The sequence below is a fragment of the Pseudomonas sp. URIL14HWK12:I5 genome (genome assembly GCF_900176445.1).
GTDB classification, from domain to species: domain Bacteria; phylum Pseudomonadota; class Gammaproteobacteria; order Pseudomonadales; family Pseudomonadaceae; genus Aquipseudomonas; species Aquipseudomonas monteilii.
This window is the reverse complement of record NZ_FWXQ01000004.1, coordinates 168,004-193,189: the sequence shown is the minus strand read 5'-3', so window position 1 is coordinate 193,189 and position 25,186 is coordinate 168,004. Positions and strand designations below refer to the sequence as shown.

The window sequence follows — 25,186 nt, the reverse complement described above, 5'->3', positions numbered from 1 at the left end:
CCCGCTAGAGCGGCAAAAGGAGCGAATTCATGTCTTTCAATATCGGCCTTAGCGGTCTGTACGCAGCCAACAAGCAGCTGGATGTCACCGGCAACAACATCGCCAACGTCAATACCACGGGCTTCAAGTCCTCGCGCGCCGAGTTCGCGGATGTGTATGCAGGCGCCAACCGCCTGGGTGTGGGCAAGAATCAGGTGGGCAATGGTGTGCGGCTGGCGGCCATTTCTCAGCAGTTCACCCAAGGTGATGTAAACACCACGGGCAACGTGCTGGACATGGGCATCCAGGGGCAGGGCTTCTTCGTGCTGTCTGACAACGGCTCGAAGGTATACACCCGGGCGGGCTCCTTCCAGCCAAGCAAGGACAACTTCGTCGAAACCTCTGATGGCCTGCGCCTGCAAGGTTACATGGCGGATGCCACCGGCAAGATCCAGAAAGGCGTCCTGACCGACCTGAAGATCGATACGTCGGCATTGCAGCCCAAGCCGACCTCGTTGATCGACCAGGGCATCAACCTGAACTCCTCGGCGGCCTCGATTCCTTTCCTGGTGTATGACAACACCAAGCCGCCGTCCATGGCTGCATTCGACCCGGCGGACCCAAGCACTTATCAGCGCTCCAGCACCAGTACCGTGCTGGATGCTAACGGTGTTCAGCACGAAGTGCAGCAGTACTACCGCAAGACCGACACCAACGAATGGACCATGTACACGCTGGTCGACGGTCGCAACCCGTTCGACCCGGCCAGTACCACCCCGCTGGCCGGCACCATCAACTACAACAGTGATGGCACCATCAGCTCCATGGTGGCTGACACCACGGGCGTGCCAAGTGGTGCTTCGTTCACGGTCAGCAATGGCGCGTTTGCCATGACCGGCTGGGTGCCGGCCACTCAGGATGCCAATGGTGACTGGGTTGCCAGTGGTGCGGCAGGTACCGACCAGTCGCTGGGTGTCACCTCGCCTGCCTTGGTGGCGAACAAGCCGTTCGACCCTTCCGACGATACGACCTATACCCGCTCGTTCCCGACCAAGGTGTATGACAGCCAGGGCAACGAACACACCATGGAGCAGTTCTATCGCAAGACCGGTACCAACGAGTGGACCATGTACACCCTCGTTGACGGGCGCAACCCTTTCAATCCGGGCAGCACAGAGCCGCTGGTGGGCACGATCGCATTCAACAGCGATGGCTCGGTCAACTCGATGACAGCCGACAACACCGGGCACCCAGCGGGCACCTCGTTCACGGTCGTCAACAATACCTTCAGCATGATTGGCTGGGTGCCAGCAGCCGAAGATGCTTCGGGTAACTGGAGTGCCAACGGTGCGGTGGGCGATGCTGCCGGCATGAAAATGTCGATGGCCAGCACCACCTCCTACAACACTGAAACGGCGCGTATGTCTCAGTCCCAAGACGGTTATGCCACGGGCATCCTGTCCAACCTGAGCATCGACGCGACGGGTGTATTGTTCGCCTCCTTCAGCAATGGCCAGTCGCGCGCCATTGGTCAGGTAGCGCTGGCGAGTTTCGCCAACGAGCAGGGGCTGCAGCAAATCGGCAGTACCCGTTGGACCGAGACCTACAACTCGGGCATTCCGGGTATCGACTCGCCGAAAACCGGTACCTTGGGCGCGATCGAGTCCAACTCGCTGGAAGGCTCCAACGTCAACCTGACGCAGGAGCTGGTTGATCTGATCAAGGCGCAGAGCTACTACCAGGCGAACGCCAAGACCATTTCGACCGAAAGTACCGTCATGCAGACCATCATTCAGATGACTTGATCGTGATTGTTTGAGTGCGTACAGGCGAACCCCTTTCTCGTGAAGGGGTTCGTCGTTTTTGCAGGAGGGGTGATGAAAAGGCTGTTTGTCGCAATGCTGGTTGCCTGCTGTCTTGGTCAGCTGCAGGCGGCGCCAGCGCCTTACTGGCGATGGGAAAGCCTGGTGGATGGGCGTCTGGTGTGTTCGCAGTGGTCGCCAGGTGAGGGCTGGAGGCGCTTTGCCGGGCCTTACAACAATGCGCGTTGCCGTGACCTGCCGTAGGCACGGGGTTGCCTGTAGATGAACCCGTTTTGCCGCCAGCGGCAAAGCAGCGCCGGATAACCGGCGGCTGTCGCCGCCTGGGCTTGCCCAATTGCCCGTATTCACGGGCTTTTTCGTGCTTTTGGCAAGTTGGTTCGGAACTTGCTTTAGCCCCTGTAGAGCAACGGCGAACGGCAAACGGCCGCCAGTGCAACGGAGGATGATTGTGGACAAGATGCTTTATGTGGCCATGACCGGGGCCAGCCAGAACGCGCTGGCGCAGAAGGCGCATGCCAACAACCTGGCCAACATTTCTACCAATGGTTTTCAGCGTGACCTGGAGCAGGCGCGTTCGATGCCGGTGTTCGGTGACAGCTTTCCGGCGCGTGCCTTTGCCATGACCGAGCGCCCGGGCACCGATTTCAGTGAAGGCCCGATGGTGGAAACCGGCCGCGACCTGGATGTGACCGTGAGCGGTAATGGTTTCATCGCCGTGCAAGCGCCAGATGGCAGTGAAGCGTATGTGCGTACCGGTAGCCTGAACATCGACGCCCTCGGGGTGTTGCGTGCTGGCAACGGCATGCCTGTGCTCGGCAACGGCGGCCCTATTGCCATCCCGCCTGAGCAAAAGGTCGAAGTCGGCTCCGATGGCACCATCAGCATCCGCTCCATGGGTGAAGACCCACGCGTGATGGCAGAGGTCGACCGCATCAAGCTGGTCAACCCCGACACCAAAGGCCTGACCAAAGGCCAGGACGGGCTGATTCACACCACGTCTGGCCAACCCGCCGATGCCGACATCAACGTGCGGGTGGTATCGGGCTTTTTGCAAGGCAGCAACGTCAACGCTGTCGAGGAAATGACTTCTGTACTGGCGCTGTCCCGTCAGTTCGAACTGCACGTCAAGATGATGAACGCGGCCAAGGAAGGCGATGAAGCCATGGCGCGTGTTTTGCAACTCGGCTAACCACATTTGAACGGGTGCCGTAAATCAGGCGCACGAGGAGAACACTAAATGCTTCCGGCTCTCTGGGTCGCTAAAACCGGCCTGTCCGCACAGGACACCAACCTGACGGTCATCTCCAACAACCTGGCCAACGTCTCGACCACCGGCTTCAAGCGTGATCGTGCCGAATTCCAGGACCTGCTGTACCAGATCAAGCGTCAGCCAGGTGCGCAGTCTACCCAGGACAGCGAGCTGCCGTCGGGCCTGCAGGTCGGTACCGGTGTGCGCATTGTCGGCACGCAGAAAAACTTCCAGACCGGCAGCTTGCAGACCACGGAAAACCCGTTGGACATGGCCGTCAATGGCCGTGGCTTCTTCCAGATCCTGCAACCTGACGGCACCGTCTCCTACACCCGCGACGGTACGTTCCACCTGAACTCCGACGGCCAGATCGTCAACGCCGATGGCCTGGCGCTGGAGCCTGCCATCGTGGTCCCGAACGACGCCCAGACCTTCACGGTCGGCCAGGACGGCACCGTGTCGATCACCACCGCCGGCAACCCGGCTGCGCAGGTTATCGGCAACATTCAGACCGCCGACTTCATCAACCCGGCTGGCCTGCAGGCAATGGGTAACAACCTGTTCCTGGAAACCGCTGCCAGTGGTGCGCCGCAGGTCGGCACCCCAGGCCTCAACGGCTTCGGCACTACCCTGCAGCAGACGCTGGAAAACTCCAACGTCAGCACGGTGGAAGAGTTGGTGAACATGATCACCACCCAGCGTGCCTACGAGATGAACTCCAAGGTCATCTCCACCGCCGACCAGATGCTGTCGTTCGTGACCCAACAGCTCTAAGCCCTGTCGCTTCGTTACACCCGTGAGGTATGCATCATGAATCGTCTGTTGTCCGTGTTCGCCCTGGGGGGGGCGGTGTTGCTGGCAGGTTGCGTCGGCCCGACGCCCAAGCCCAACGACCCGTACTATGCGCCGGTCCTGCCGCGCACCCCGTTGCCGGCAGCGGCCAACAACGGTTCGATCTACCAGGCCGGTTTCGAGCAGAACCTGTACAGCGACCGCAAGGCGTTCCGGGTGGGTGACATCATCACCATCACGCTGAACGAGCGCACGTCCGCCAGCAAGAACGCCGGTTCGCAGATCCAGAAAAACAGCAACGCCAATATCGGCCTGACTTCGCTGTTCGGCACTACGCCAAACACCAACAACCCGTTTGGCGGCGGTGATCTGTCACTGGAGGCCGGCTACAACGGCGAGCGCACCACCAAGGGAGATAGCAAGGCTACCCAGGGCAACACCCTGACCGGCTCCATCACCGTCACTGTGGCCGAAGTGCTGCCCAACGGCATCATCGCCGTGCGTGGCGAGAAGTGGCTGACCCTGAACACAGGCGAAGAGCTGGTGCGTATTGCCGGCATGATCCGCGCTGACGATATCGCCACTGACAACACCGTGCCGTCCACCCGTGTGGCCGACGCGCGCATCACCTATTCCGGTACCGGCTCGTTCGCCGATGCCAGCCAGCCCGGGTGGCTGGACCGCTTCTTCATCAGCCCGCTTTGGCCTTTCTGAGTACGGATGACCATGTTCAACGTGAGGCAGCTGATTGCCACAACTCTGCTCTTGTCCTGTGCGTTCGCTGCCCAGGCCGAGCGCCTGAAGGATATCGCCAGCATCTCTGGCGTGCGTTCCAACCAGTTGATCGGTTACGGCTTGGTGGTGGGGCTGAACGGCACGGGTGACCAGACCACCCAGACGCCATTCACCCTGCAAACCTTCAACAACATGCTGTCGCAGTTCGGCATCAAGGTGCCGGCCGGCTCCGGCAACGTGCAGCTGAAAAACGTTGCGGCGGTGTCGGTGCATGCCGACCTGCCGGCGTTCGCCAAGCCTGGCCAGGTGGTGGACATTACCGTTTCCTCGATCGGTAACTCGAAGAGCCTGCGCGGCGGCAGCCTGCTGATGACCCCGCTCAAGGGTATCGATGGCAACGTCTACGCCATTGCCCAAGGCAACCTGGTCGTCGGCGGCTTTGATGCAGAAGGCCGTGACGGCTCGAAGATCACCGTCAACGTTCCGTCGGCCGGCCGTATTCCGGGTGGTGCCAGTGTCGAGCGTGCGGTGCCGAGCGGCTTCAACCAGGGTAATACCCTGACCCTGAACCTCAATCGCCCCGACTTCACCACCGCCAAGCGTATCGTCGACAAGGTCAACGACCTGCTCGGCCCTGGTGTGGCACAGGCCGTGGACGGTGGTTCGGTGCGCGTCAGTGCCCCGATGGATCCAAGCCAGCGCGTGGATTACCTGTCGATCCTGGAAAACCTCGAAATCGACCCGGGCCAGGCCGTGGCCAAGGTAATCATCAACTCGCGCACCGGCACCATCGTCATCGGCCAGAACGTCAAGGTGTCGCCAGCGGCGGTCACCCACGGCAGCCTGACCGTGACCATTACCGAAGACCCGATCGTCAGCCAGCCCGGGCCGTTCTCCAACGGCCAGACCGCCGTGGTGCCGCGTTCGCGGGTCAATGCCGAGCAGGAAGCCAAGCCCATGTTCAAGTTCGGGCCGGGCACCACGCTGGATGAAATCGTCCGTGCGGTAAACCAGGTGGGCGCAGCGCCTGGCGACCTGATGGCGATCCTTGAAGCCCTGAAACAGGCCGGCGCCTTGCAGGCCGACCTGATCGTGATCTGAGGACGGCGCGGATGAACAGCAAAAGCCTGGTTCCTGGCAGCGCCGACAGCGGTGCCTACACCGACCTCAATCGCCTGAGCTCGCTCAAACATGGCGACCGCGACAGCGATGCCAACGTGCGCAAGGTCGCCCAGGAGTTCGAGTCGCTGTTCATCAGCGAAATGCTCAAGGCCTCGCGCAAGGCCAGCGACGTGCTGGCCGACGACAACCCGATGAACACCGAAACGGTGAAGCAGTACCGTGACATGTATGACCAGCAACTGGCTGTGAGCATGTCGCGCGAAGGTGGCGGTATCGGGCTGCAGGATGTGCTGGTGCGTCAGCTGTCGAAGAACAAGGCCAGCCCGGCCAGCACCAGCCCGTTTCCACGTACCGAGGGCAATGCCCCGGCGTTGTGGGGCAACAAGGTGGCCGAGCCGGTGCATGCCGCCCAGTCGACCGCGACCCGCAACGACGTCGCAGCACTCAATTCACGGCGCCTGGCACTGCCGAGCAAACTCACCGACCGCTTGCTGGCCGGCATCGTGCCGTCGGCGGCCACTGCCAACACCGCCACTGTGCCTGCCCGTGACGGCCAGCAAGTGGCCAAGGCCTTCGCCGTGCCGGACAACGGCCTGCGCATCGTCGGCCGCGCCGTGGCCCAGCCGCCGCTGGCGCCGAACAAAGCCTTTGGCGACAGCGATGAATTCGTCGCCACCATGCTGCCGATGGCCGAACAGGCGGCCAAGCGCATTGGTATCGACCCACGCTACCTGGTGGCCCAGGCCGCACTGGAAACCGGGTGGGGCAAGTCGGTCATGCGCAACACCGACGGCAGCAGCAGCCACAACCTTTTCGGTATCAAGGCCACTGGCAACTGGGACGGCGGCGAGGCGAGGGCGATTACCAGCGAGTACCGTGATGGCCAGTTCGTCAAGGAGACGGCGGCGTTCCGTTCGTACGATTCCTACCAGGACAGCTTCCACGACCTGGTCAGCCTGCTGCAGAACAATTCACGCTATCAAGATGCGGTGAAGGCCGCCGATAAACCAGAACAGTTCGTGCAAGAGTTGCAAAAGGCCGGGTATGCCACCGACCCGAATTACGCCAGCAAGATCTCGCAGATCGCAAGACAGATGAAGTCGTACGAGCACTACGCAATGCTCGGTACCGCAACAAAACTTTAAGGGTATGGAACCATGGCGAGTCTGATCAACATTGGTATGTCGGGGCTGGGTGCCGCGCAGTCGGGGATGTACACCCTCGGTAACAACATCGCCAACGCCGATGTCGAAAGCTACTCGCGCCAACAGAACGTGCAAAAGACCAAGGGCGGGCAACAAGTCGGCCAGGTGTTCATTGGCACGGGCACTACGTTGGCGGACGTGCGCCGGGTGTACAACGCGTTCATCGAGAACCAGCTGCGTACCACCACCTCGCTGAGCAGTGAGGCGTCCTCGTACCTGGATCAGATCACGCCGCTGGATACTTCGCTGTCCAGTAGCGATACCGGTATTACGGCTGCGCTGCAGAGCTTTTTCACCTCCATGCAGGATGCGGCGTCCAAGCCAACCGAAGACGCGTCGCGTCAGCTATTGCTGACCAGCGCCCAGTCGCTGGCCAAGCGTTTCAATACCTTGTCGTCGCAGTTGAATCAGCAACTGAGCAATATCAACAGCAACATGACGGCGATTACCGACCAGATCAACAACCTGACCAAGACCATCGCCGGGTTGAACGAGCAAATCGCCCGGGTGGGCGCTGTTTCCGGTCAGCCCAACGACTTGCTGGACCAGCGTGATGGTGCGGTGCGTGAGTTGAACAAGCTGATCGGCACGGATGTGGTCGAGCGTGACGGCACCTACGATGTCTATCTCAAGAACGGCCAGGCGCTGGTGCTGGGCAACACCACCCAGACGGTGGGTGTGGAGCCTACGGCGAGCGACCCGGGCCGTTTGAGCCTGGTGCTCAACCGCGGCTCGACCAAGATGGACATCACCAGCAGTGCCACCGGAGGCGAGCTGGGTGGGTTGATCCGCTACCGCAGTGAAACCCTCGACCCTGCGCTTAACGAGCTGGGGCGCGTGGCCCTGGTGTTGGCAGACCAGATCAATAGCCAGTTGGCCCAGGGTATCGACAAGGATGGCAACTTTGGCGCCACCCTGTTCGGTGACATCAACAGCGCCAAGGCCATGAGTGAGCGCAGCGTGGCCAAACTCGGCAACAGCATCGGGTCCGGCAACCTGGATGTCAGCATCAAGGACACCGGCAAACTGACTACCAGCGATTACCAGGTGACCTTCACCAGCGCCACAGGCTACAGCGTGCGCAAGCTGCCGGAAGGCACCGAAATGGGCAGCTACGACCTTAACGACACGCCACCGCCGGTCATTGATGGCTTTACCTTGTCGCTCAACGGCGGCGGTTTGAGCGCTGGCGACAGCTTCAAGATCACACCCACTCGCAACGCGGCCGCCAATATCGAGACGGTCCTCACCGACCCCAAACGCCTGGCCCTGGCGTCACCCCTGACCGCCACCAACGGTGCCGGCAACAAGGGCACCGGGGTGATCACCCAGCCGACCTTGACCTCGCAGCTGGATATCTACGATGCCACGCAGCGTTCGCAGTTGCAGGCAGGCCTGAAGAATTCCACCCCGGTCAAGCTGGTGTTCGGTGACGAAACCACTTCGCCCCAGGCTTACAAGCTGTACGACGCCAAGGGTACCGAAATCGGCAGCGGCACCATCGTGCCGGGCCAGGAGAACAAGCTGAAGCTGTCGGTGCCGATGGTCGATGGCAGCGGCAATGCGACCGGTAGCAGCTTCACCTTCGAAATGAGCGTTTCCGGCGCGCCACAGAACGGCGACAGCTACACCGTGTCGTTGACGGGGGCTGGCTCGGCCGACAACCGCAACGCCCAGTCGGTGATCGACCTCCAGACCAAATCCACGGTCGAAGTCGGGGCCAACGGTAAGGGCATCAGCTTTACCGATGCCTATGCCAAGCTGGTTTCAAACGTTGGCGGAAAAGCTGGCCAGGCGGAAATGGACAGTGATGCCACCAATGCGCTGCACAGCTCTGCGCTGGACAGCCGCAACAGCCTTTCCGGCGTGTCGGTCGATGAAGAGGTCGGCAACCTGGTCAAGTTCCAGCAGTACTACACCGCGTCGTCGCAGATTATCAAGGCGGCACAGGAAACCTTCACCACCTTGATCAATGCTCTTTAAGGAGGCGTAGACATGCGCATTTCCACTTCGCAGTTCTACAGCAGCAACAGCGCCAATTACCAGCGCAGCTTCTCCAACCTCGACAAGACTCGGCAAGAGGCCTCTGACGGCATTCGGGTACGTCGCGGGGCTGACGATCCGGTAGGTGCGGCACGTCTGCTGCAACTGCAGCAGCAACAGAACATGCTCGACCAGTACACCCGCAACGTCACCAATGTGCGCAACGCCCTGGGCACCGCAGAAAGCACGCTGAATGCGATTGGCACCATCTTGCAGCGCGTCAACGAGCTGGCCGTCAGCTCGGGTAACGCCGGTTTCACCGATGCAGACCGCAAGGCCAATGCCACCGAGCTGGCGTCGCTGGAGGACCAGCTGTTCTCGTTGATGAACAGCAAGGATGAAAGCGGTGCGTACCTGTTCTCGGGGTCCAAAGGCGATACACCGCCTTATGTGCGCAACGCTGATGGCACTTATACCTACCAGGGCGACCAGGGCAAACTGAACCTGCAAGTGGGTGACATGCTCACCCTGGCGGCCAACGAAACTGGCTACGATGCCTTCGAGCAAGCGCTCAATACCAGCCGCAGCGAAACCAGCCTTGTGTCGCCGGCCACCGACGATGGCCGGATCAACTTGTCCAATGGCCAGGTGAGCGGCAGCGCAACGTACAACGACCGCTTCCGCAGCGGCGAGCCGTACACCATTGAGTTCACCAGCAGCACCCAGTTCAAGATCACCGATGCGGACGGCAAGGACGTGACGCTGGAAGCCAGCCAGGGGGGCACCTTCGACCCCAATGGCAAGAACACCACGGTCAATTTCCGTGGTGTTGACCTGCGTCTGGACATCACCTTCAAGGACGGCGACGCCGCCGACCCCGACGCGGCCATTGCCGGCCATGTCTTCAGCCTGAGCTCCAAGGCGGATGAAATCTCCGGCACCCGCAGTGCGGGCAACAGCTCGTCTGCCCAGGTGACCGGCGCTACCATCACCGATGCTGAGAAATACAAGTCTGCGTTCCCTGAGGGGGCGGTACTCAAGTTCACCAGTGCTACCGAATTCGAGCTTTATGCCTCCCCCGTGAGCGCCGACAGCAAACCGATTTCCAAGGGCACGCTCAGTGGCAACACAGCGACCGCCATGGGGGTCGAGTTCACGCTTTCGGACACGCCCAGCGCAGGCGACAGCTTTGGTATCAAGGTCGACACGCACCAGACCCAGAACGTCCTCGATACCATCAGCCAGTTGCGCGCGGCGCTGGCCACCCCGGTCGACAACGACCCCGTGGCCAGGCAGAACTTCCTGGCATCGCTGGACTCGGCGATTGGCAACATCGCCAGCGCCACCAATCAGGTCAGTTCCTCCATTTCGTCGATCGGCGGCCGCGGTCAGGCAATCGATGTGCAAGTGGAAACCAATGAGGCCCTGAGTGGCGAAAACGCCAAGACCCAGAGCTCGATTCGTGAGAGCGATCCGGCTGAGGTGATGATTCGCCTTCAGATGCAATCCAACATGTTGCAGGCCTCGTTGCAGGCCTACGCCAAGATTGCCGGTCTCTCGCTGGTCAATTACATCTGATCCTCGCGGGCGTTTGCCCGTCATGACGCACGGGCACGCCGGCCTGGGTTGATAACGACCGGCCGGCTTGCCCTTGTGTCGCCCAGGTTGAACGCCCGCCTATTCCCAAGCGCACCGCCTCTCCAGCAAGGTCGTCATCGTGTCAGAGCAGCCACTCGTCAGTATCGCCATTCCTGCCTTCAATGCCGATTTTTTTCAAGCAACCTTGGTCAGTGCGCTTGGCCAGGACTACCCCAACCTGGAAGTCGTCATTTGCGATGACAGCGCCGGCGCCGAGATCGAGGCTATCTGCCAGGCGCTGGGCAACGGTGCTGCGGTGCCCTTGCGCTATACGCGCAACCCTGTCCGCTTGGGGTTTGCACGTAACCTGCAAGCGTGCTTGGAGCAGGCCAACGGGGAGTTGGTGAAGTTCCTGTGTGATGACGACCTGTTGCTCGACAGTTGCATCAGCCGGCAAGCGCAGGTTTTGACGCAATGGCCTCAGCTCAGCATGGTGATCGGTCAGCGTCTGCTCTGGTCGGCTGATGACATCCTCTTGCCTTCCCGTGCGCTCAACAGTGTGATCGCCCCGCAAAGTGCCGTGCTTGTCGGTACGGACTTGCTGGCCAGCATCGCCGAGAACGTCCCTAACCTGTTTGGTGGCATCAGCCATGTGCTGTTCCGTCGTGCTCAGGTGCTGGAATACTTGCCGCAACTGGTACAGGGTGGTCAAGGGTTCGCCGCACGGTTGGACCTGGCCTTGTACGCCTGCCTGCTGCGCCGCGGGCACCTGGCGAGCCTGGAGCGCATACTGAGTGTGGAGCGCATTCACCCAGGCCGGCTCAGTCATCACTCGAGCATGACCGAGGCCTACAAGCGTGAAACCGAGTGGCTGCAGCAGATGCTGGCGGCGCGCACCGGCGAGTCGGCGCCGGCCAATGGCTGGGTGCGTTACCTGCCGCTGGAGGCTTACGACCCAGGGGCCGACTCAGCCTGGGAGGAGTTGGACATCCGCCGCTTCCATGCCGGCCAGGTCGCCAATTTCTCGCAGCAGGTAGGCAGCAACGCCCTCAGCTTTACCGAGCTCTATGCCGAATGGCTGGCTTGCCGCAACCTGTCTGACGGGCAGTTGCGGTTGCTGCCAAAGCGGGTCGAGCAGTGGCCGGTACAGCCCGCCATCGTCCCGATCGTAACCTGTCGCGAGGGCGATGAAAGCGCACTGCGCGCCACCCTGGATTGCCTGGCTGCACAATCCTATGCCGCCAGCCAGGTATTGGTGCTGGTGCCGGATGGCTTCGACAGGTTTGACGCGCCAGGCGTGCAATACCTGGCCTTGAGCGGCAGTGGCTACGCTCAACTCAATCAGTGGCTGGCAGGCACACACGTCGCCGACTGGGTGCTGCTGTTGCGTGCCGGTGATCGCCTGCGGCCGCATGCGCTGGTGGTCATGGCCGAGCGCATGGCACTGCGCGACGAGAGCACGTGCCTGTACACCGATGAAGACACCTTTGGTGCCCTGGCGCCCGGCAACCCGGTTTTCAAGCCGGACTTCAACCTCGACCTGATGCGCAGCGTGCCCTATGTGGGCCGTACCCTGGCATTCAAGCGTACAGCACTGCTGGCGCTGGAAGGGTTCGATACCCGGTTCGAGAGCCTGGCGCCACAGGATCTGCTGTGGCGAATGGTCGAGGCTCATGGCTTGCATGTGATAGAGCACGTCGCGCAGATGCTGGTGCATTGCCAGTCGGGGTACGCAGACTGGATGAGCGAGCCGGCAGGGCAGGCGGAGGCGGCGCGTGTGGTCGAGGCACACCTGCGTCGTATAGGCGTCGATGCCTTGGTGGAGGGCACTGCTGGCAGCTTGGTCACGCGTGTGACCTATCTGCATGAGCAGCAGGCAAGTGTATCGGTACTGATCCCCGCAGGGGCCAACCTGAACGCGCTCAGGCGTTGCGTCGAGTCGCTGTTCCAGTACACCGAATACAGCCCGTTCGAAGCGCTGGTCATCGCCAATGGCGACGAGCCGCGGGCTGTCACCGAGTGGTTGGCGGCGATGCGTGGCCTGGGCAGTGACCAGTTGCGCGTCATCGATGTGCAGGCGCAGGGCAGGGCGGCGATGCTCGACCAGGCCAGTCGCCATGCGCAGGGAGAGTATTTGCTATTGCTCGCACCGGAGTGTGCGCTTTTCGAACCGCGTTGGCTCAGTACCTTGATGAGCCAGGCGCAGCGTCCCGAGGTCGGCCTGGTGGGGCCGGCGCTGTGTGGCAGCAACGGCGAGCTGGTGTCTTCCGGCCTGGTGCTCGGCCTTGGCGGCGGTACAGCGGGTAGCCCGTTCCCGGGCAGAATCCTGTCAGCCGAAGGTTACATGGGGCGCCAGCAACTGGTACAGAACTGGAGCGCACTGAGCCTGGACTGCCTGCTCATTCGCCGGGCGCTGTTCGAGGAGCTTGAGGGGCTGGATACCTCGGCCTTCCGGGTCGCCTTGTTTGACGTTGACCTCTGCCTGCGTGCGCGTGAAAAAGGTTTCCTGTCGGTCGGGACACCGTTTGCTCGTGTCATGAGGCTCCCGGGTGGTGAAGCTGCCGAGCTGGCTGACGAGCTTGCCAGGGCCGACCGGGACGTTGCTTACGACCGTTGGCTGAGCCGCATTGCGCGGGACCCAGCCTACAACGACAACCTGAGCCTCAAGTTCGCCAATTTCAACCTGGAGCCAGGCCTGCGCAGTGGCTGGGACCCTTTCATTGCCCGTGCCATGCCGTCCGTGCTGGCGTTGCCGGTCAATACCACGGCAGTGGGGCACTACCGGGTCATCCAGCCGTTCACCGAGCTTGAGCGGGCGGGCTGGATCCAGGGGCGGGTCAACCACGTCTCCCCGGGTATTATCGAGCTCGAGCGCGAAAAGCCCGATGTGATGATCCTGCAGTGTCGTTACATGCCGGGCAACATCCGGGAAATGGCGCAGTTCAAACGCTTTTCGAAGGCGCGGATGATCTACGAGCTGGACGACTACATCATCGATCCGCCGAAAAAGAACGACCATGCCCGCAACCTGCCTAGCAACCTTGCCGAGTTGGTGGCCCAAGGCATCGGGCAGTGTGATCGGCTGGTGTGTTCGACCGAGCCACTGGCCGATGCGCTATCCAGCATGCACAAGGACATCCGCGTCGTGCCCAACATGTTGTCTGCCGCGCTCTGGGCTGGGCTTTCCAGCCAGCGTCAGACCAGTATCCGGCCGCGCGTCGGGTGGGCGGGTGGCACGAGCCATCGTGGTGATCTGGAGCTGTTGCAAGACGTTGTGAAGGCGCTTGCCAACGAGGTTGACTGGGTCTTCTTCGGTATGTGTCCGGACCCCTTGCGCCCCTATGTGAAAGAGTTTCACAAGGCGGTTCAACTGGCTGATTACCCGCGCAAGCTCGCCAGCCTCAACCTCGACCTGGCGCTGGCGCCGTTGGAGCAGAACCTGTTCAACGACTGCAAGAGCAACCTGCGCTTGCTGGAGTACGGGGCGTGTGGTTTTCCGGTGGTCTGTAGCGACACCAAGGCCTACGCCGGCTACCTGCCATGTACCCGGGTCAAGGACAACACCGCCGAGCAATGGCTGGATGCGATTCGCATGCACCTGGCTGACCCGCAGGCCAGCTACCGCCAAGGCGATGCCCTGCGCGCGGAAGTGCTGCGTGACTACATGCTGATGCCGCACCATTTGCAGCATTGGGCCAACGCCTGGTTGGCAGACTGAACGTTGGCGTGGGGCGATGCCCGCGCCTGATTGACAATTGGACAGGTGCTATATGATCGATACCGCAATCGGCTCGCGCAATGATGTGACCGTTGTTTTGCTGGGCGAGCATCAGGCGCACAGCCGCGCCCGCGCGCAGCACTACTACCAGCAGGCTTGCGTCCCCTGTGTGGCGTTTGACTTGCCGGCTGGGTCGAGCTCGGCCGGGTTCGCTCAGGCCCTCGCAGAATGCCTGGAAGGGCTTGCCACGGCTTATGTGGTGCTGGCGCTGGATACCGACTTCGTGCTGGCCCCGGCTCTGGATACTGCGGCGGCGTGCCTGCACGCGCAACCTGGGGTGGTGGCTGCGCAAGGCCAGTTGTTGGGCTACAGGCCGGGGAGTGGCAAGGTCGAGTACTACCGCGTAGGCTCGGCATTTGCATCTGCCATTGCCGAAACCGCTACAGCCAGGCTGTTGCAGTACGCTCAGGCGGGGCAGCAGGCCTGGCGTGCCGTCATGCGTGTGTCGACTTTGCAAGCCGTGCTGGCGGCGTTGCCAGACAGCCTGGATGCGCCTGCCGTGCGTGTGGCAATGTCCCTTGCCGTGTTGGCGCAAGGGCCGGTTGCACACCTGGCCCAGACCGATGTGGTGAGTGAGCATGAGCCCGCCGGCTACAGCCCGGTGGAGCGTGAAGAGCGCCTGACGCAGCTGGTACGCGGCTTGCGCCAGTGGGATGCCGGGCTGTATCGGCTATGGGGTGACGAACAAGGCTTCACGGCCCTCAACCGGCTTGTGCGCAACACCTACGATCTGGGTGCGGCGTCGTTGATCTTCACATCCAGCTGGCGCAGTGTGATCGATGACCCCGAGCGGTTGTTCGAGCCGCATCAGGACGTACAGCTGCCCTATTACAACGGTGCACTGTTTGCGCGGTTGACCGAGCTTGAGTTTCTTTGCCACGCATGGCCGACCAGCCCGCAGCAGCAACGTGCGCTGGAAGGGATCTGGGTGCAGCAGCGTGACTTGTTGCAGGAGCACCCCAACGATACCGCAGAAAGCTTGAGCCACCGCTACTGGCAGGCCTTGGCGTTGAGCCTGTTCAATCGCGAAGTCTGCCATCGGCTGTTGTCCACGCTGGACAGGGCAGAAGAAGCTGCGCATGTCCGTGAGCTGACGGATTGGCTTGCACGCCTCGAACAGGTCCCGGGTATTGATGAACAGTGCCGTTTGCAGGGCACCCCGTCGGGTCAGGTGATCGAGGCCATCTCGGCTGCTACACCGGATGAGGCTGGACGCCAGCGCGTTCTCCGCTACCTGGGCAAGCACCCGGCCGAGCAGATCGCCTTTGTGGTTCTCGACCTGGAAAACGACGATCAAGCGCTTCAGGCCACGTTCGACAGCCTGCTGGCCAGCGGCATACGCAACTTCAAGCTGCTGGTGCTCAAGGCTGGCAAGCCACCGGCCATCACCACGCCGCGCGACACGCTGCATTTCATACAGGTCAGTGACAGCAATTGGGTGACACACCTGAACCAGGCGGTGCGTCAGTTGCCAAGCGCCTGGCTGATGCTGCTGAGTGCCGGCGATGTGCTGCTTGCCGGAGGCCTGTTGCGCCTGTCGGTGGAGCTTGTCGATGCACCTGCCTGCCAGGCCATCGCCGCCAATGAAGTACAGCGCGACGGTGAAGGGCGTTTGCACAGGGTCGAACGCCCAGGTGCAGACCTCGATCTGTTGCGCAGCCAGCCTGGGTTGATGTCTCGGCATTGGCTGGTGCGCCGCCAGGCGGTGCTGGATCTGGGTGGGTACAGTGAAACCTGCCGTGAAGCGCTGGAGCTCGACCTGCTGCTGCGTCTGGTAGAGGCCCAAGGCTTGAGCAGCCTGGCGCACATGGCCGAATACCTGTTAATCGGTGAGCAGGGCGGCAGTGCACTGGATGAGGAAGCTGCCAAGGTGGTTGGCCGACACCTGACGCAACTGGGTTATCGCGCACAGGTGAAGATACAGGCGAATGATGGATTGTCCATCGACTACCGGCATTCCTCCACGCCGTTGGTAAGCGTGCTTGTGGCAAGTGAAGGCGATGCCGCGCAGCTGCAGGATTGCCTGCGTAGCGTGCTGCAGCGTACCCGTTACCCGCGCTACGAAGTGGTGGTGGTGTGTGCCGAGCACGAGGTTGCGGCGTTGCAGCCGTTCGCCGGCAAGGTGCATGTGCTGGTCGGCCAGCCAGGCGAGTCGCGCAGCAGTTGGCTGAACCTGGCGGCTAGCCAGGCACGAGGGGCCTACCTGGTGCTGGTGTCTGCGCGCAGCCAGGTCATTACCCCGGCCTGGATCGAGGCGCTGCTCAATGAGGCTCAGCGTCCGGAAGTGGGTGTGGTCGGAGCCTGCCTCGAGGGGGGCGATACTGCGCTTCTGCATGCGGGTTACGCCTTGCTGCTGGGGCCGCAGGTGGCTTCGCCCTGGCTGGGCCTGAAGCCGCAAGCGTGTGCTGAAGCCCGGTGGCCATTGGCAGTGCGCGGTTGTCAGGCGGTCAGTGCCGACTGCCTGATGGTGAGCAAGGAGGTGTTCGAGCATTGCGCGGGCTTGCAGGTTGTCCACGGTGCCGATATCGACCTGTGCCGGGCCGTTGTCGAGGCCGGGCAACTGGTGGTCTGGACGCCGCAGGCCAGGCTGTTGCTCAGCGCCCAGCCTGAAGCGGATCATGCGTTGGCGCAGGTGCTGTTCGAACGCTGGCCCTCGGCCTTCAGCGAGCAGGCAGTGACGCCATTAGCTTGGCTGGAACAGGTCAAGTAGGCCGAGGCGGATTATTGACAGGGCTGCAAGCTGACGTCGCAGCCCTGTCCTGCCTGTTTCGACAATACCCGCGAGCCCGGCCGATCAAGGCCGGCTCCACACTTGAGCGGTATCTCCCGCTGCACGCGCATTTACCTTGCCCGGTCAGGCTGATTGGCAATCTTTTTGCTAGATAACGGCAACTTACTGAATTGGTCAGTATTTTGTCAGCCCGCTATGGGCGTCAGCCTGTCAAGGTGTGTCGACAATGAAAGCAGTCATCCTGGCCGGAGGCCTGGGTACCCGTATCAGTGAAGAGTCGCATCTGCGCCCGAAACCGATGATCGAAATTGGTGGCAAGCCCATCATTTGGCACATCATGAAAATCTACTCCCATTACGGGATCAACGATTTCGTGATTTGCCTCGGTTACAAGGGCTATGTGATCAAGGAATACTTCGCGAACTATTTCCTGCACATGTCAGATGTCACCTTCGACATGTCGGAAAACCAGATGCATATCCATAACCGGCATGCCGAGCCTTGGCGGGTCACGCTGGTGGACACTGGCGAGAATACGGCAACTGGCGGGCGCCTCAAGCGGGTACGCGATTACGTTGGCGACGAAACCTTCTGCCTGACTTACGGCGACGGCGTTGCCGATGTGGACCTGCCAGCCTTGATCGATTTCCACAACCGCCATGGCAAACTGGCCACGGTCACTGCCGTTCAGCCCCCCGGGCGTTACGGCGCGCTGGATGTGCGGGGCGAGCAGGTGCATGGCTTCCAGGAAAAACCACTGGGTGATGGTGGCTGGATCAATGGCGGCTTCTTCGTGCTTGAGCCCGGGGTCTTCGACTACATCGAGGGCGACGTCACCACATGGGAATACGAGCCCATGCGTGCCCTGGCGCAGGATGGCCAGCTGATGACCCATGTGCACCGTGGCTTCTGGCAGGCCATGGACACGCTGCGTGATCGCAGTTACCTGGAAGAGCGCTGGAAGGCCGATGAAGCACAATGGCGCATTTGGTCATGAGCCGTAGCTTCTGGTCGGGGCGTCGGGTTTTCCTGACGGGGCACAGCGGCTTCAAAGGCGGCTGGCTAGCCCTTTGCCTGCGCGAGATGGGCGCCGAAGTGTATGGCTACTCCCTGGCCCCCGATACCGCGCCCTCGCTTTATGACAGCGCCCGGCTAGCCGAGTGCGTGTCTGGCGAGTTTGCCGATATTCGTGATGCTGACCGGTTGCTGCGCAGTGTGGCGGCATTTCGCCCGGAGGTTGTCTTGCACCTGGCCGCGCAGCCGCTGGTGCGCGAATCCTATCGCAGCCCGGCGCAAACGTACGCCACCAACGTTACCGGCACGCTCAACCTGCTTGAAGCCGTGCGGCAGTGCGACACGGTGCGTGCCGTGCTGGTGGTCACCAGCGACAAATGCTACGAGAACCGCGAGTGGCAATGGCCATACCGTGAGCAGGATGCCTTGGGGGGGCATGACCCCTATAGCAGCAGCAAGGCGTGCGTCGAGCTGCTTTGCGCCTCGTGGCGCGAGTCGTTCCTGCGCGAGCGCGGTGTGGCGCTTGCGACCGCGCGTGCGGGCAACGTGATCGGTGGCGGTGACTGGTCAGCAGACCGGTTGCTGCCCGATATCCTGCGTGCCTGGGAAGCCGGGGAATCGGTGATCTTGCGCTATCCCGATGCCGTGCGCCCGTGGCAACACGTACTCGATCCGCTTCACGGCTACCTGCTATTGGCCCAGGCGTTGATCGAGCGTGGCCAGGATGTGGCAGAGGCCTGGAATTTCGGCCCTGACAGTAGCGGGACGGCAACCGTGGGTGAGTTGGTACATGCCATGGCGCAGTTGTGGCCAGGCGAGGCGGGCTGGTCTGTCGAGGCGCGCGTGCAGCCCCATGAAGCAGGCTTGTTGACCCTCGACTCCTCCAGGGCTCGTCAATCGTTGGGCTGGCGGCCCAAATGGGGCCTGAAGCAATCGTTGCGTCACACCCTTGAATGGCATCACGCCTGGCGCGATGGCCAAGACATGCAGCAATACTGCCGCACGCAAATAGCGGCACACGAAGGTGAGTTCAATGACTGATCAAACGGCGCAGCAGTTGCGCCAGCAAATTACCGAGCTCGTTGGCCGTTACGCCGAGCTGGAACTGGCCGCGCCCGGTTTTGTACCTGGCCAGCATGCGGTTCCGCCCTCTGGCAAAGTCATTGGTGCACCCGAACTACAGGCCATGACGGAAGCGGTACTTGACGGCTGGTTGACCACCGGGCGCTTCAACCAGGCATTCGAAAAACGCCTGGCACGTTACCTGGGGCGGCGTGGCGTGCTCACCGCCAACTCCGGCTCTTCGGCGAACCTGTTGGCGTTTTCCGCCTTGACGTCGCCGCGCCTGGGGGATCGTGCCATTCGCAAGGGGGACGAGGTCATTGGCGTGGCAGCGGGCTTCCCTACCACCGTCAACCCGATCCTGCAGTTCGGTGCCGTGCCGGTCTTCGTCGATATCGAGATGGGTACGTATAACGTCGACCCGGCCTTGATCGAGGCGGCGATCAGCCCGCGGACCAAGGCGATCATGTTGGCCCACACGCTGGGTAACCCGTTCAACCTGGCCGTGGTGCGAGAACTGTGCGACCGCTACGGCTTGTGGCTGATCGAGGACTGCTGCGATGCGCTGGGTGCCACCTATGATGGCCGCCAGGTGGGCAGCTTCGGCGACCTGGGTACGCTCAGTTTCTATCCGGCCCACCATATCACCATGGGCGAGGGCGGGGCGGTTTTCACCGATTCTCCGCTGCTCAAGCGTATCGTCGAATCGTTCCGTGACTGGGGACGTGACTGCTATTGCGGGCCAGGTGAAGACAATACCTGCAGCAAGCGTTTCTGCTGGCAGCTGGGCGACCTGCCGCAAGGTTACGACCACAAGTACACCTATTCCCACTTGGGCTACAACCTGAAGATCACCGACATGCAGGCTGCCTGCGCGTTGGCACAGATGGACCGGGTGGATGATTTCATCGCTGCACGCAAGCGCAACTTTGCCTGGCTCAGCGAGCGCTTGTCCGGGTGTGTAGACCAACTGATCCTGCCGCACGCCACGCCCAACAGTGACCCGTCCTGGTTTGGTTTTCCGCTGACATTGCGTGATGGTTGTGGTGTCGAGCGGCTGGACCTTTTGCGTCATCTCGATGCGCAGAAGGTGGGTACTCGCCTGCTGTTCGCCGGCAACCTTACCCGACAGCCCTACATGAAAGACCAGCAATACCGGGTAGCCAGTGACCTGACGGTGACCGACAAGATCATGAAGGACACCTTCTGGGTCGGCCTGTGGCCCGGGCTTGGCGAAGACCACCTCGAGCATGTGGCCGGCAGCATCGAAGCCTATGTGCGGAGGCTGCGCTGATGAGCGCCTTTGCGTGTGAACGAATTGCCGGGCGCTGCCGCAGGTTGTTCGCCCGAGCCAGCGGCGCACGCCCGTCCATGCCACATCCAGGATGCAACTCGTGAGCACTCAGCACTATCCACCATTGCACGTTGCGTCGCCGCGCCCGTATTACATCGTTGCGCCCGCCTATCGGCATAACTCAGCCGGTATCCGGGTGATGCACATGTTGTGTCACTTGCTGAACCGGTGCGGCCAGGACGCCTACCTGTACAGCTCCACGACCAACCCGATGTGGCACACGCCGCTGCTCACCAATGAACTGAGGCAACAGCATGAGCAGGCGGGTCGCCAGCCTATCGTGGTGTACCCGGAAGTGGTGTCAGGCAACCCGACCAAGGCAAGGTCGGTCGTGCGTTACCTGCTCAACGTACCGGGGTTGATCGCAGGGGATACGGAGTTTGCCGACTCGGAGATGATCTTTGCCTATGGAGAGCATCTGTTGCCCAAGGGCGCTGGGGCTGAGCGTATATTGTTCCTGCCACCGATCGATACATCGCTGTTCAACAACCTTGACAACGCCTATGACAGCCATCGCAAAGGTTGGCTGATCTACCCTGGGCGCCATACCCTTGCGCTTCAGGAACATCCCGAGCTGGCGGCGCGGTGCACGCTCATTACCAACAAATGGCCAGCCACCCCTCGGGAAATGGCCGAGCTGTTCCGGCGTAGTGAAGGTATTTATTGCTTTTCTTCCACTGCAACTGCGCTGGAAGCCATGTTGTGTGGTTGCCCGGCCGTGGTACTCAAGTCGCCCTTCTTTGATGGCACACCGCTTGGGATTGGCGAATTCGGCACAGATGGCCTGGCCTTCGAAGACGCGCCCGAGGCTATCGAGCATGCCAGATCGAGCTTGCCCATCGTCCAGCAAAAGTATGCTGACTTGCAGGGCCGGTTCTGGGACCAGTTGGCCAGTTTCATCGAGCAGACCCAGGCCATGCCTTGCACCGACCTGCAACCAGACGCCATGCAGGGGGCAGCAGGTGGGCCAGATGCACAGGTTGCCCAGTGGCTGCGCTCCCGTCGCCCTACTGACGCACAGGCGGCGTTGATCGCCCAGCGTCTGGAAGACAGGCGCATGGACTTGCCCACGTTCGATTTCGTCATCCTCCCAGACGGCCCGCCAGCTGCGGTCGAGGCCACGCGCCAAAGCCTGCAAGGGCAGATGTACCAGCAGCTCGCCGTCCATGTGCCTGCCGATTGCGAGCTTGCCACGCTTAACCAACTGGTCTTGCAACAAGGCACCGGGCAGTGGCTCTGCTTTGTGCGTGCAGGCACCACGTTCACACCGTTCGGGTTGTTGATACTCGCGCTGGAGTTGCTTGAGGGCGACCAGGTGCGTGCGGTGTATGCCGATGAGCTGGTGACCACGCCACAGGGTACCCGGCAGGCGCTGCTGCGCCCCGACTTCAATCTCGACATGCTGCTGGCCAGCCCGGCCCAACTGGCGCGGAATTGGTTCTATCGCCGCGAGGTATTCCTCGAGGCGGGCGGTTTCGACCTGGCCTGCGCGGGGGCGGCCGAGCTCGCGTTGCTGTTGCACCTGATCGAAGATGCCGATGGCCTCGACGGGCTGGCTCATGTCAGCGAACCCGTGTGCATATCACCCAGCGAAGCGCCTATCCACAGCCCTCAGGAACAGGCGGTGCTGCTGCGCCATTTGCAGCGGCGCGGCTATACCCAGGCGCAGGTGTGCATGCATCGGCCAGGCATTCATCGCATTGATTATGGGCACGCCGAGCAGCCATTGGTTTCGTTGGTCGTGCCGTGCAATGGGCGTCTCGATCACGTACAGCGCTGCGTGCATGCGTTGATTGAAAAAACCCGTTACCCCCACTTCGAGATTCTGCTGGTTAACGATGGCAGCAGCCCGGCTACCCGTGCCTGGCTGGATGGCCTTGTGGCGCGGGAGCAAAACCGGCTCAGCGTACTGAGTGATGCGTCGGTACGTGACCATGCCACTGCCTGTAATCTGGCGGCCAGGCATGCGCAGGGCGAGTACCTGGTGCTGCTGCACGAGGATACCGTGATCGTGCACGATGACTGGCTGGACGCGTTGCTCAATCACGGGCAACGCCCGGAAGTAGGCATCGTCGGCGCGCGGTTGATGCACCCCAATGGCATGGTCGAACAGGCTGTGCAGGTGCTGGGCTTGAATGGCCCTGGCAACTCGGCGTTTTCCGGGCTGCCGCACGATGAGGGGTACATGCGCCGGCTTGAGCTGGACCAGAACGTGAGTGCCGTGTCTGGCGCTTGTCTGCTGATTCGCCGGGCGCTTTACCTGGAGGTGGGTGGAATGGACGAAGGCCTGGCGCAGCGCACCGGTGCCAGTCTCGATCTTTGCCTCAAGGCGCGCCAGGCCGGTTATCTCACGGTGTGGACGCCGCATGCTGTGCTGGTGTGCGAAGGGCAGGGCGAGCTCGTGCCTGCCGAAGCGGTCGAAGCCGAACAGGACGCGTTGTATGGCAAATGGCTGCCTGTCATCGCCCGCGATCCGGCCTACAACCGCAACCTGTCTTTGCAGGGTGCTGGTTTTGAGCTTGAGACTGACCCGGGCCTGTCGTGGAACCCCTTGAGCTGGCGCCCGTTGCCTGTGCTGCTGAGTATGCCGGGCGAACTTGCCGGCACTGCGCGCAGTCGGGTTGTCGACCCGGCGTTGTCCATGAGTATCGCCGGCCTGGCGGATGTCCGGCTGGCTTTGCGGCCGTATCTGCCTGCTGAGCTGGAGCGGTTGCAGCCCGACAGCTGGGTGATGCGGCGGCCGGCCAGCGAGGCCCAGATTGACGCGTTGCGTAGCAATGCCCGGTTCAGCCGCGCGTTCAAGGTGGGCGAAGTGAATGCCGACTCGCCTGGCCTGGCTGACGACGATCTTGCAGGTGCGCTGCGGTGGTCTGCCGGCGTTGTAGACCGGCTGGTGGTGCCAACCCCTGCCTTGGCCGAAGCACTGCAAGGCTTCTGTGCCGATATTCGTGTCATGCCGGATCGTCTGCACCCGGCGCGTTGGGGGGCGTTGGCCACTCAACGGCAGCCGGGTAGCCGCCCACGTATCGGGTGGGTGGGTGATCAGTTCGGCACCAGCGTTCAACGCCTGATGCTGGAGATTGTTCAGGCCTTGCACGCGGATGTGGATTGGGTCTGCCTGGGTGAATGCCCGCCCCCGCTACGGCCCTACTTGCGCGAGATACATGGCCCGGTGCCTTACGATGACTACCCGCAGAAACTCATGTCGCTGGGGCTCGATCTGGCGTTGGCCCCGCTTGGCGATGGCTGGCTCGACGCGTGTCGCAGCAATGTGCGGCTTCTGGAATATGCCGCCTGCGGTTATCCGGTGGTGTGCAGTGACGTATTGCCCTATCAAGGGTTGCCCGTGACCAGGGTCAGGAACACGGCCGGGGACTGGGTCAGTGCTATCCAGGCGCACCTTGCCGAGCCTGCAGCCAGTGTGAAGGGCGCGCAAGCGTTGCGCGAGCAGGTGCTGGCACGGCACATGCTGGATGAAGGCTATGCACGCCAATGGCTTGACGCCTGGCTGCCAGGTTGAGGGCAGACCAGACACCGATAGAGAGTCAACTATTCCAATAGCCGCCAGGTACGTCCCAAGGCGGCGTGCAATGCCGGCATCAGCCATACACAGAACACAGCATGCCTTGGCGCCACATCGACCTGGCCCACGGCAACCAGGGGAGTATCCGGTGAAAACCATTAGTCAGCGTGACAAAGATCTGTTTGAAAACCTGTTCGTACTGGAGCTCGCCAACAATCATTGGGGCAAGCTGGAGCGCGGCCTGAAAATTGTCCGCGACCACGGCACGATTGCGCGTTACAACAACGTCAAGGCTGCCATCAAGCTGCAGTTCCGCGATGTCGACGAGTTCATCCATCCTGACTTCAAAGGGACTGCAGACCTTCGCTATGTGAAGAAGACCGAGGACACCCGCCTGACCAAGGCGGAGTTTGCCCGCATGGTGGAAGAAGTCCGCAACCTGAGCTGCATTCCCATGGCGACGCCGTTCGACGAAGCCTCGGTTGACCTGTGCGTCGAATTCGACATGCCGATCATCAAGATCGCCAGTTCCGACATGAACGACTGGCCGCTTATCGAGAAAATCGCGTCTACCCGCCGGCCAACCATCATTTCCACAGGTGGTGCATCGGAAAAAGACCTGGACGATATCGTCCGCTACTTCGAAAAGCGTGATATCCCGCTGGCCATTAACCATTGCGTTTCGCTGTACCCCAGCGAGGACGACGAACTGCAGCTCGACCAGATCGACTACCTGCGCAACCGTTACCCTGGGCATGTCATTGGCTTGTCGACCCATGAGTACCACGACTGGCACTCTTCCATGCTCATTTCCTACGGCAAAGGTGTACGTACCTGGGAACGGCACATTGATATCCAGTACCAAGGGGTGCCGGTTTCCAACTACTGCTCGCTCCCTGAACAGTGCGATACCTGGTACAAGGCGTTCCACAAGGCCAAGGAAATGTGCGGGGGTGTCAGCGGCACTCGACGCATCATTTCGCGCAAGGAAACCGAGTACCTCAACGCACTCGTGCGCGGTGCCTATGCACGTCGGGACCTGTCGCCAGGCTACGTGCTGAACCGGGACGAGTTTGAAAAGGACTTCTACCTTGCCATCCCGCTGCACAAAGGGCAGCTGTCCTGCCGGGAAGTGATGAACGGTGAAACGCTGCTGCAGCCGATCAAGGCAAACGAACGCCTGACCATCGACCACATTGACGGGCCTTACAGTGAAACTCCGGCACTGAAAGAACTGATCCTGGGCCGAGGGCTGTGA

16 protein-coding genes are annotated in these 25,186 nt (G+C 61.7%); all 16 read left to right on the top strand.

The window, feature by feature from the left end; genetic code table 11:
* The first annotated feature begins 29 nt into the window (after nucleotides 1–29).
* Nucleotides 30–1,784 (top strand): flagellar hook-basal body complex protein, encoded by a 1,755-nt coding sequence (locus tag B9A31_RS11300; protein WP_027609422.1) that lies wholly within the window; start codon nucleotides 30–32, stop codon nucleotides 1,782–1,784.
* Between the two features lie 72 nt (nucleotides 1,785–1,856).
* Entirely contained in the window at nucleotides 1,857–2,045 is a 189-nt protein-coding gene (locus B9A31_RS11295; protein WP_016711817.1) for a hypothetical protein, read from the top strand.
* Between the two features lie 205 nt (nucleotides 2,046–2,250).
* The gene (locus tag B9A31_RS11290) at nucleotides 2,251–2,991 is read left to right on the top strand and encodes a flagellar basal body rod protein FlgF (RefSeq protein WP_027609423.1); all 741 of its coding nucleotides are present in this window, start codon (nucleotides 2,251–2,253) and stop codon (nucleotides 2,989–2,991) included.
* Between the two features lie 48 nt (nucleotides 2,992–3,039).
* Complete coding sequence (gene flgG, locus B9A31_RS11285) at nucleotides 3,040–3,825, top strand: flagellar basal-body rod protein FlgG (RefSeq protein WP_012051601.1); 786 nt, start codon at nucleotides 3,040–3,042, stop codon at nucleotides 3,823–3,825.
* Between the two features lie 36 nt (nucleotides 3,826–3,861).
* Nucleotides 3,862–4,557, top strand: coding sequence for a flagellar basal body L-ring protein FlgH (flgH, locus tag B9A31_RS11280; protein ID WP_016711815.1), 696 nt, complete (start codon nucleotides 3,862–3,864; stop codon nucleotides 4,555–4,557).
* Between the two features lie 12 nt (nucleotides 4,558–4,569).
* The gene (locus B9A31_RS11275; RefSeq protein WP_027609424.1) at nucleotides 4,570–5,679 is read left to right on the top strand and encodes a flagellar basal body P-ring protein FlgI; all 1,110 of its coding nucleotides are present in this window, start codon (nucleotides 4,570–4,572) and stop codon (nucleotides 5,677–5,679) included.
* A gap of 11 nt (nucleotides 5,680–5,690) precedes the next feature.
* Nucleotides 5,691–6,845, top strand: a complete 1,155-nt coding sequence (flgJ, locus tag B9A31_RS11270; RefSeq protein WP_027609425.1) for a flagellar assembly peptidoglycan hydrolase FlgJ — start codon at nucleotides 5,691–5,693, stop codon at nucleotides 6,843–6,845.
* 12 nt (nucleotides 6,846–6,857) lie between these two features.
* Entirely contained in the window at nucleotides 6,858–8,888 is a 2,031-nt protein-coding gene (flgK, locus tag B9A31_RS11265; protein ID WP_027615309.1) for a flagellar hook-associated protein FlgK, read from the top strand.
* 12 nt (nucleotides 8,889–8,900) lie between these two features.
* The gene (locus tag B9A31_RS11260; RefSeq protein ID WP_027615308.1) at nucleotides 8,901–10,466 is read left to right on the top strand and encodes a flagellar hook-associated protein 3; all 1,566 of its coding nucleotides are present in this window, start codon (nucleotides 8,901–8,903) and stop codon (nucleotides 10,464–10,466) included.
* 139 nt (nucleotides 10,467–10,605) lie between these two features.
* Entirely contained in the window at nucleotides 10,606–14,184 is a 3,579-nt protein-coding gene (locus B9A31_RS11255) for a glycosyltransferase (protein ID WP_027615307.1), read from the top strand.
* Between the two features lie 52 nt (nucleotides 14,185–14,236).
* Entirely contained in the window at nucleotides 14,237–16,954 is a 2,718-nt protein-coding gene (locus B9A31_RS11250) for a glycosyltransferase family 2 protein (RefSeq protein WP_084296996.1), read from the top strand.
* Nucleotides 16,955–17,201: 247 nt separating this feature from the next.
* Nucleotides 17,202–17,972 carry a glucose-1-phosphate cytidylyltransferase gene (gene rfbF / locus B9A31_RS11245; RefSeq protein WP_016711808.1) on the top strand — a complete coding sequence of 257 codons (771 nt, stop codon included), beginning with the start codon at nucleotides 17,202–17,204 and terminating at the stop codon, nucleotides 17,970–17,972.
* A complete protein-coding gene (gene rfbG / locus B9A31_RS11240; RefSeq protein ID WP_197739513.1) occupies nucleotides 17,954–19,030 on the top strand; it encodes a CDP-glucose 4,6-dehydratase in 1,077 nt (358 codons plus the stop codon). Before rfbF ends, rfbG begins: the two co-directional genes overlap by 19 nt.
* A complete protein-coding gene (gene rfbH, locus B9A31_RS11235) occupies nucleotides 19,023–20,345 on the top strand; it encodes a lipopolysaccharide biosynthesis protein RfbH (protein WP_027615304.1) in 1,323 nt (440 codons plus the stop codon). Before rfbG ends, rfbH begins: the two co-directional genes overlap by 8 nt.
* Nucleotides 20,346–20,436: 91 nt before the next feature.
* Nucleotides 20,437–23,925 (top strand): glycosyltransferase, encoded by a 3,489-nt coding sequence (locus B9A31_RS11230; protein ID WP_027615303.1) that lies wholly within the window; start codon nucleotides 20,437–20,439, stop codon nucleotides 23,923–23,925.
* Nucleotides 23,926–24,076: 151 nt separating this feature from the next.
* The gene (locus B9A31_RS11225; protein ID WP_012051613.1) at nucleotides 24,077–25,186 is read left to right on the top strand and encodes an N-acetylneuraminate synthase family protein; all 1,110 of its coding nucleotides are present in this window, start codon (nucleotides 24,077–24,079) and stop codon (nucleotides 25,184–25,186) included.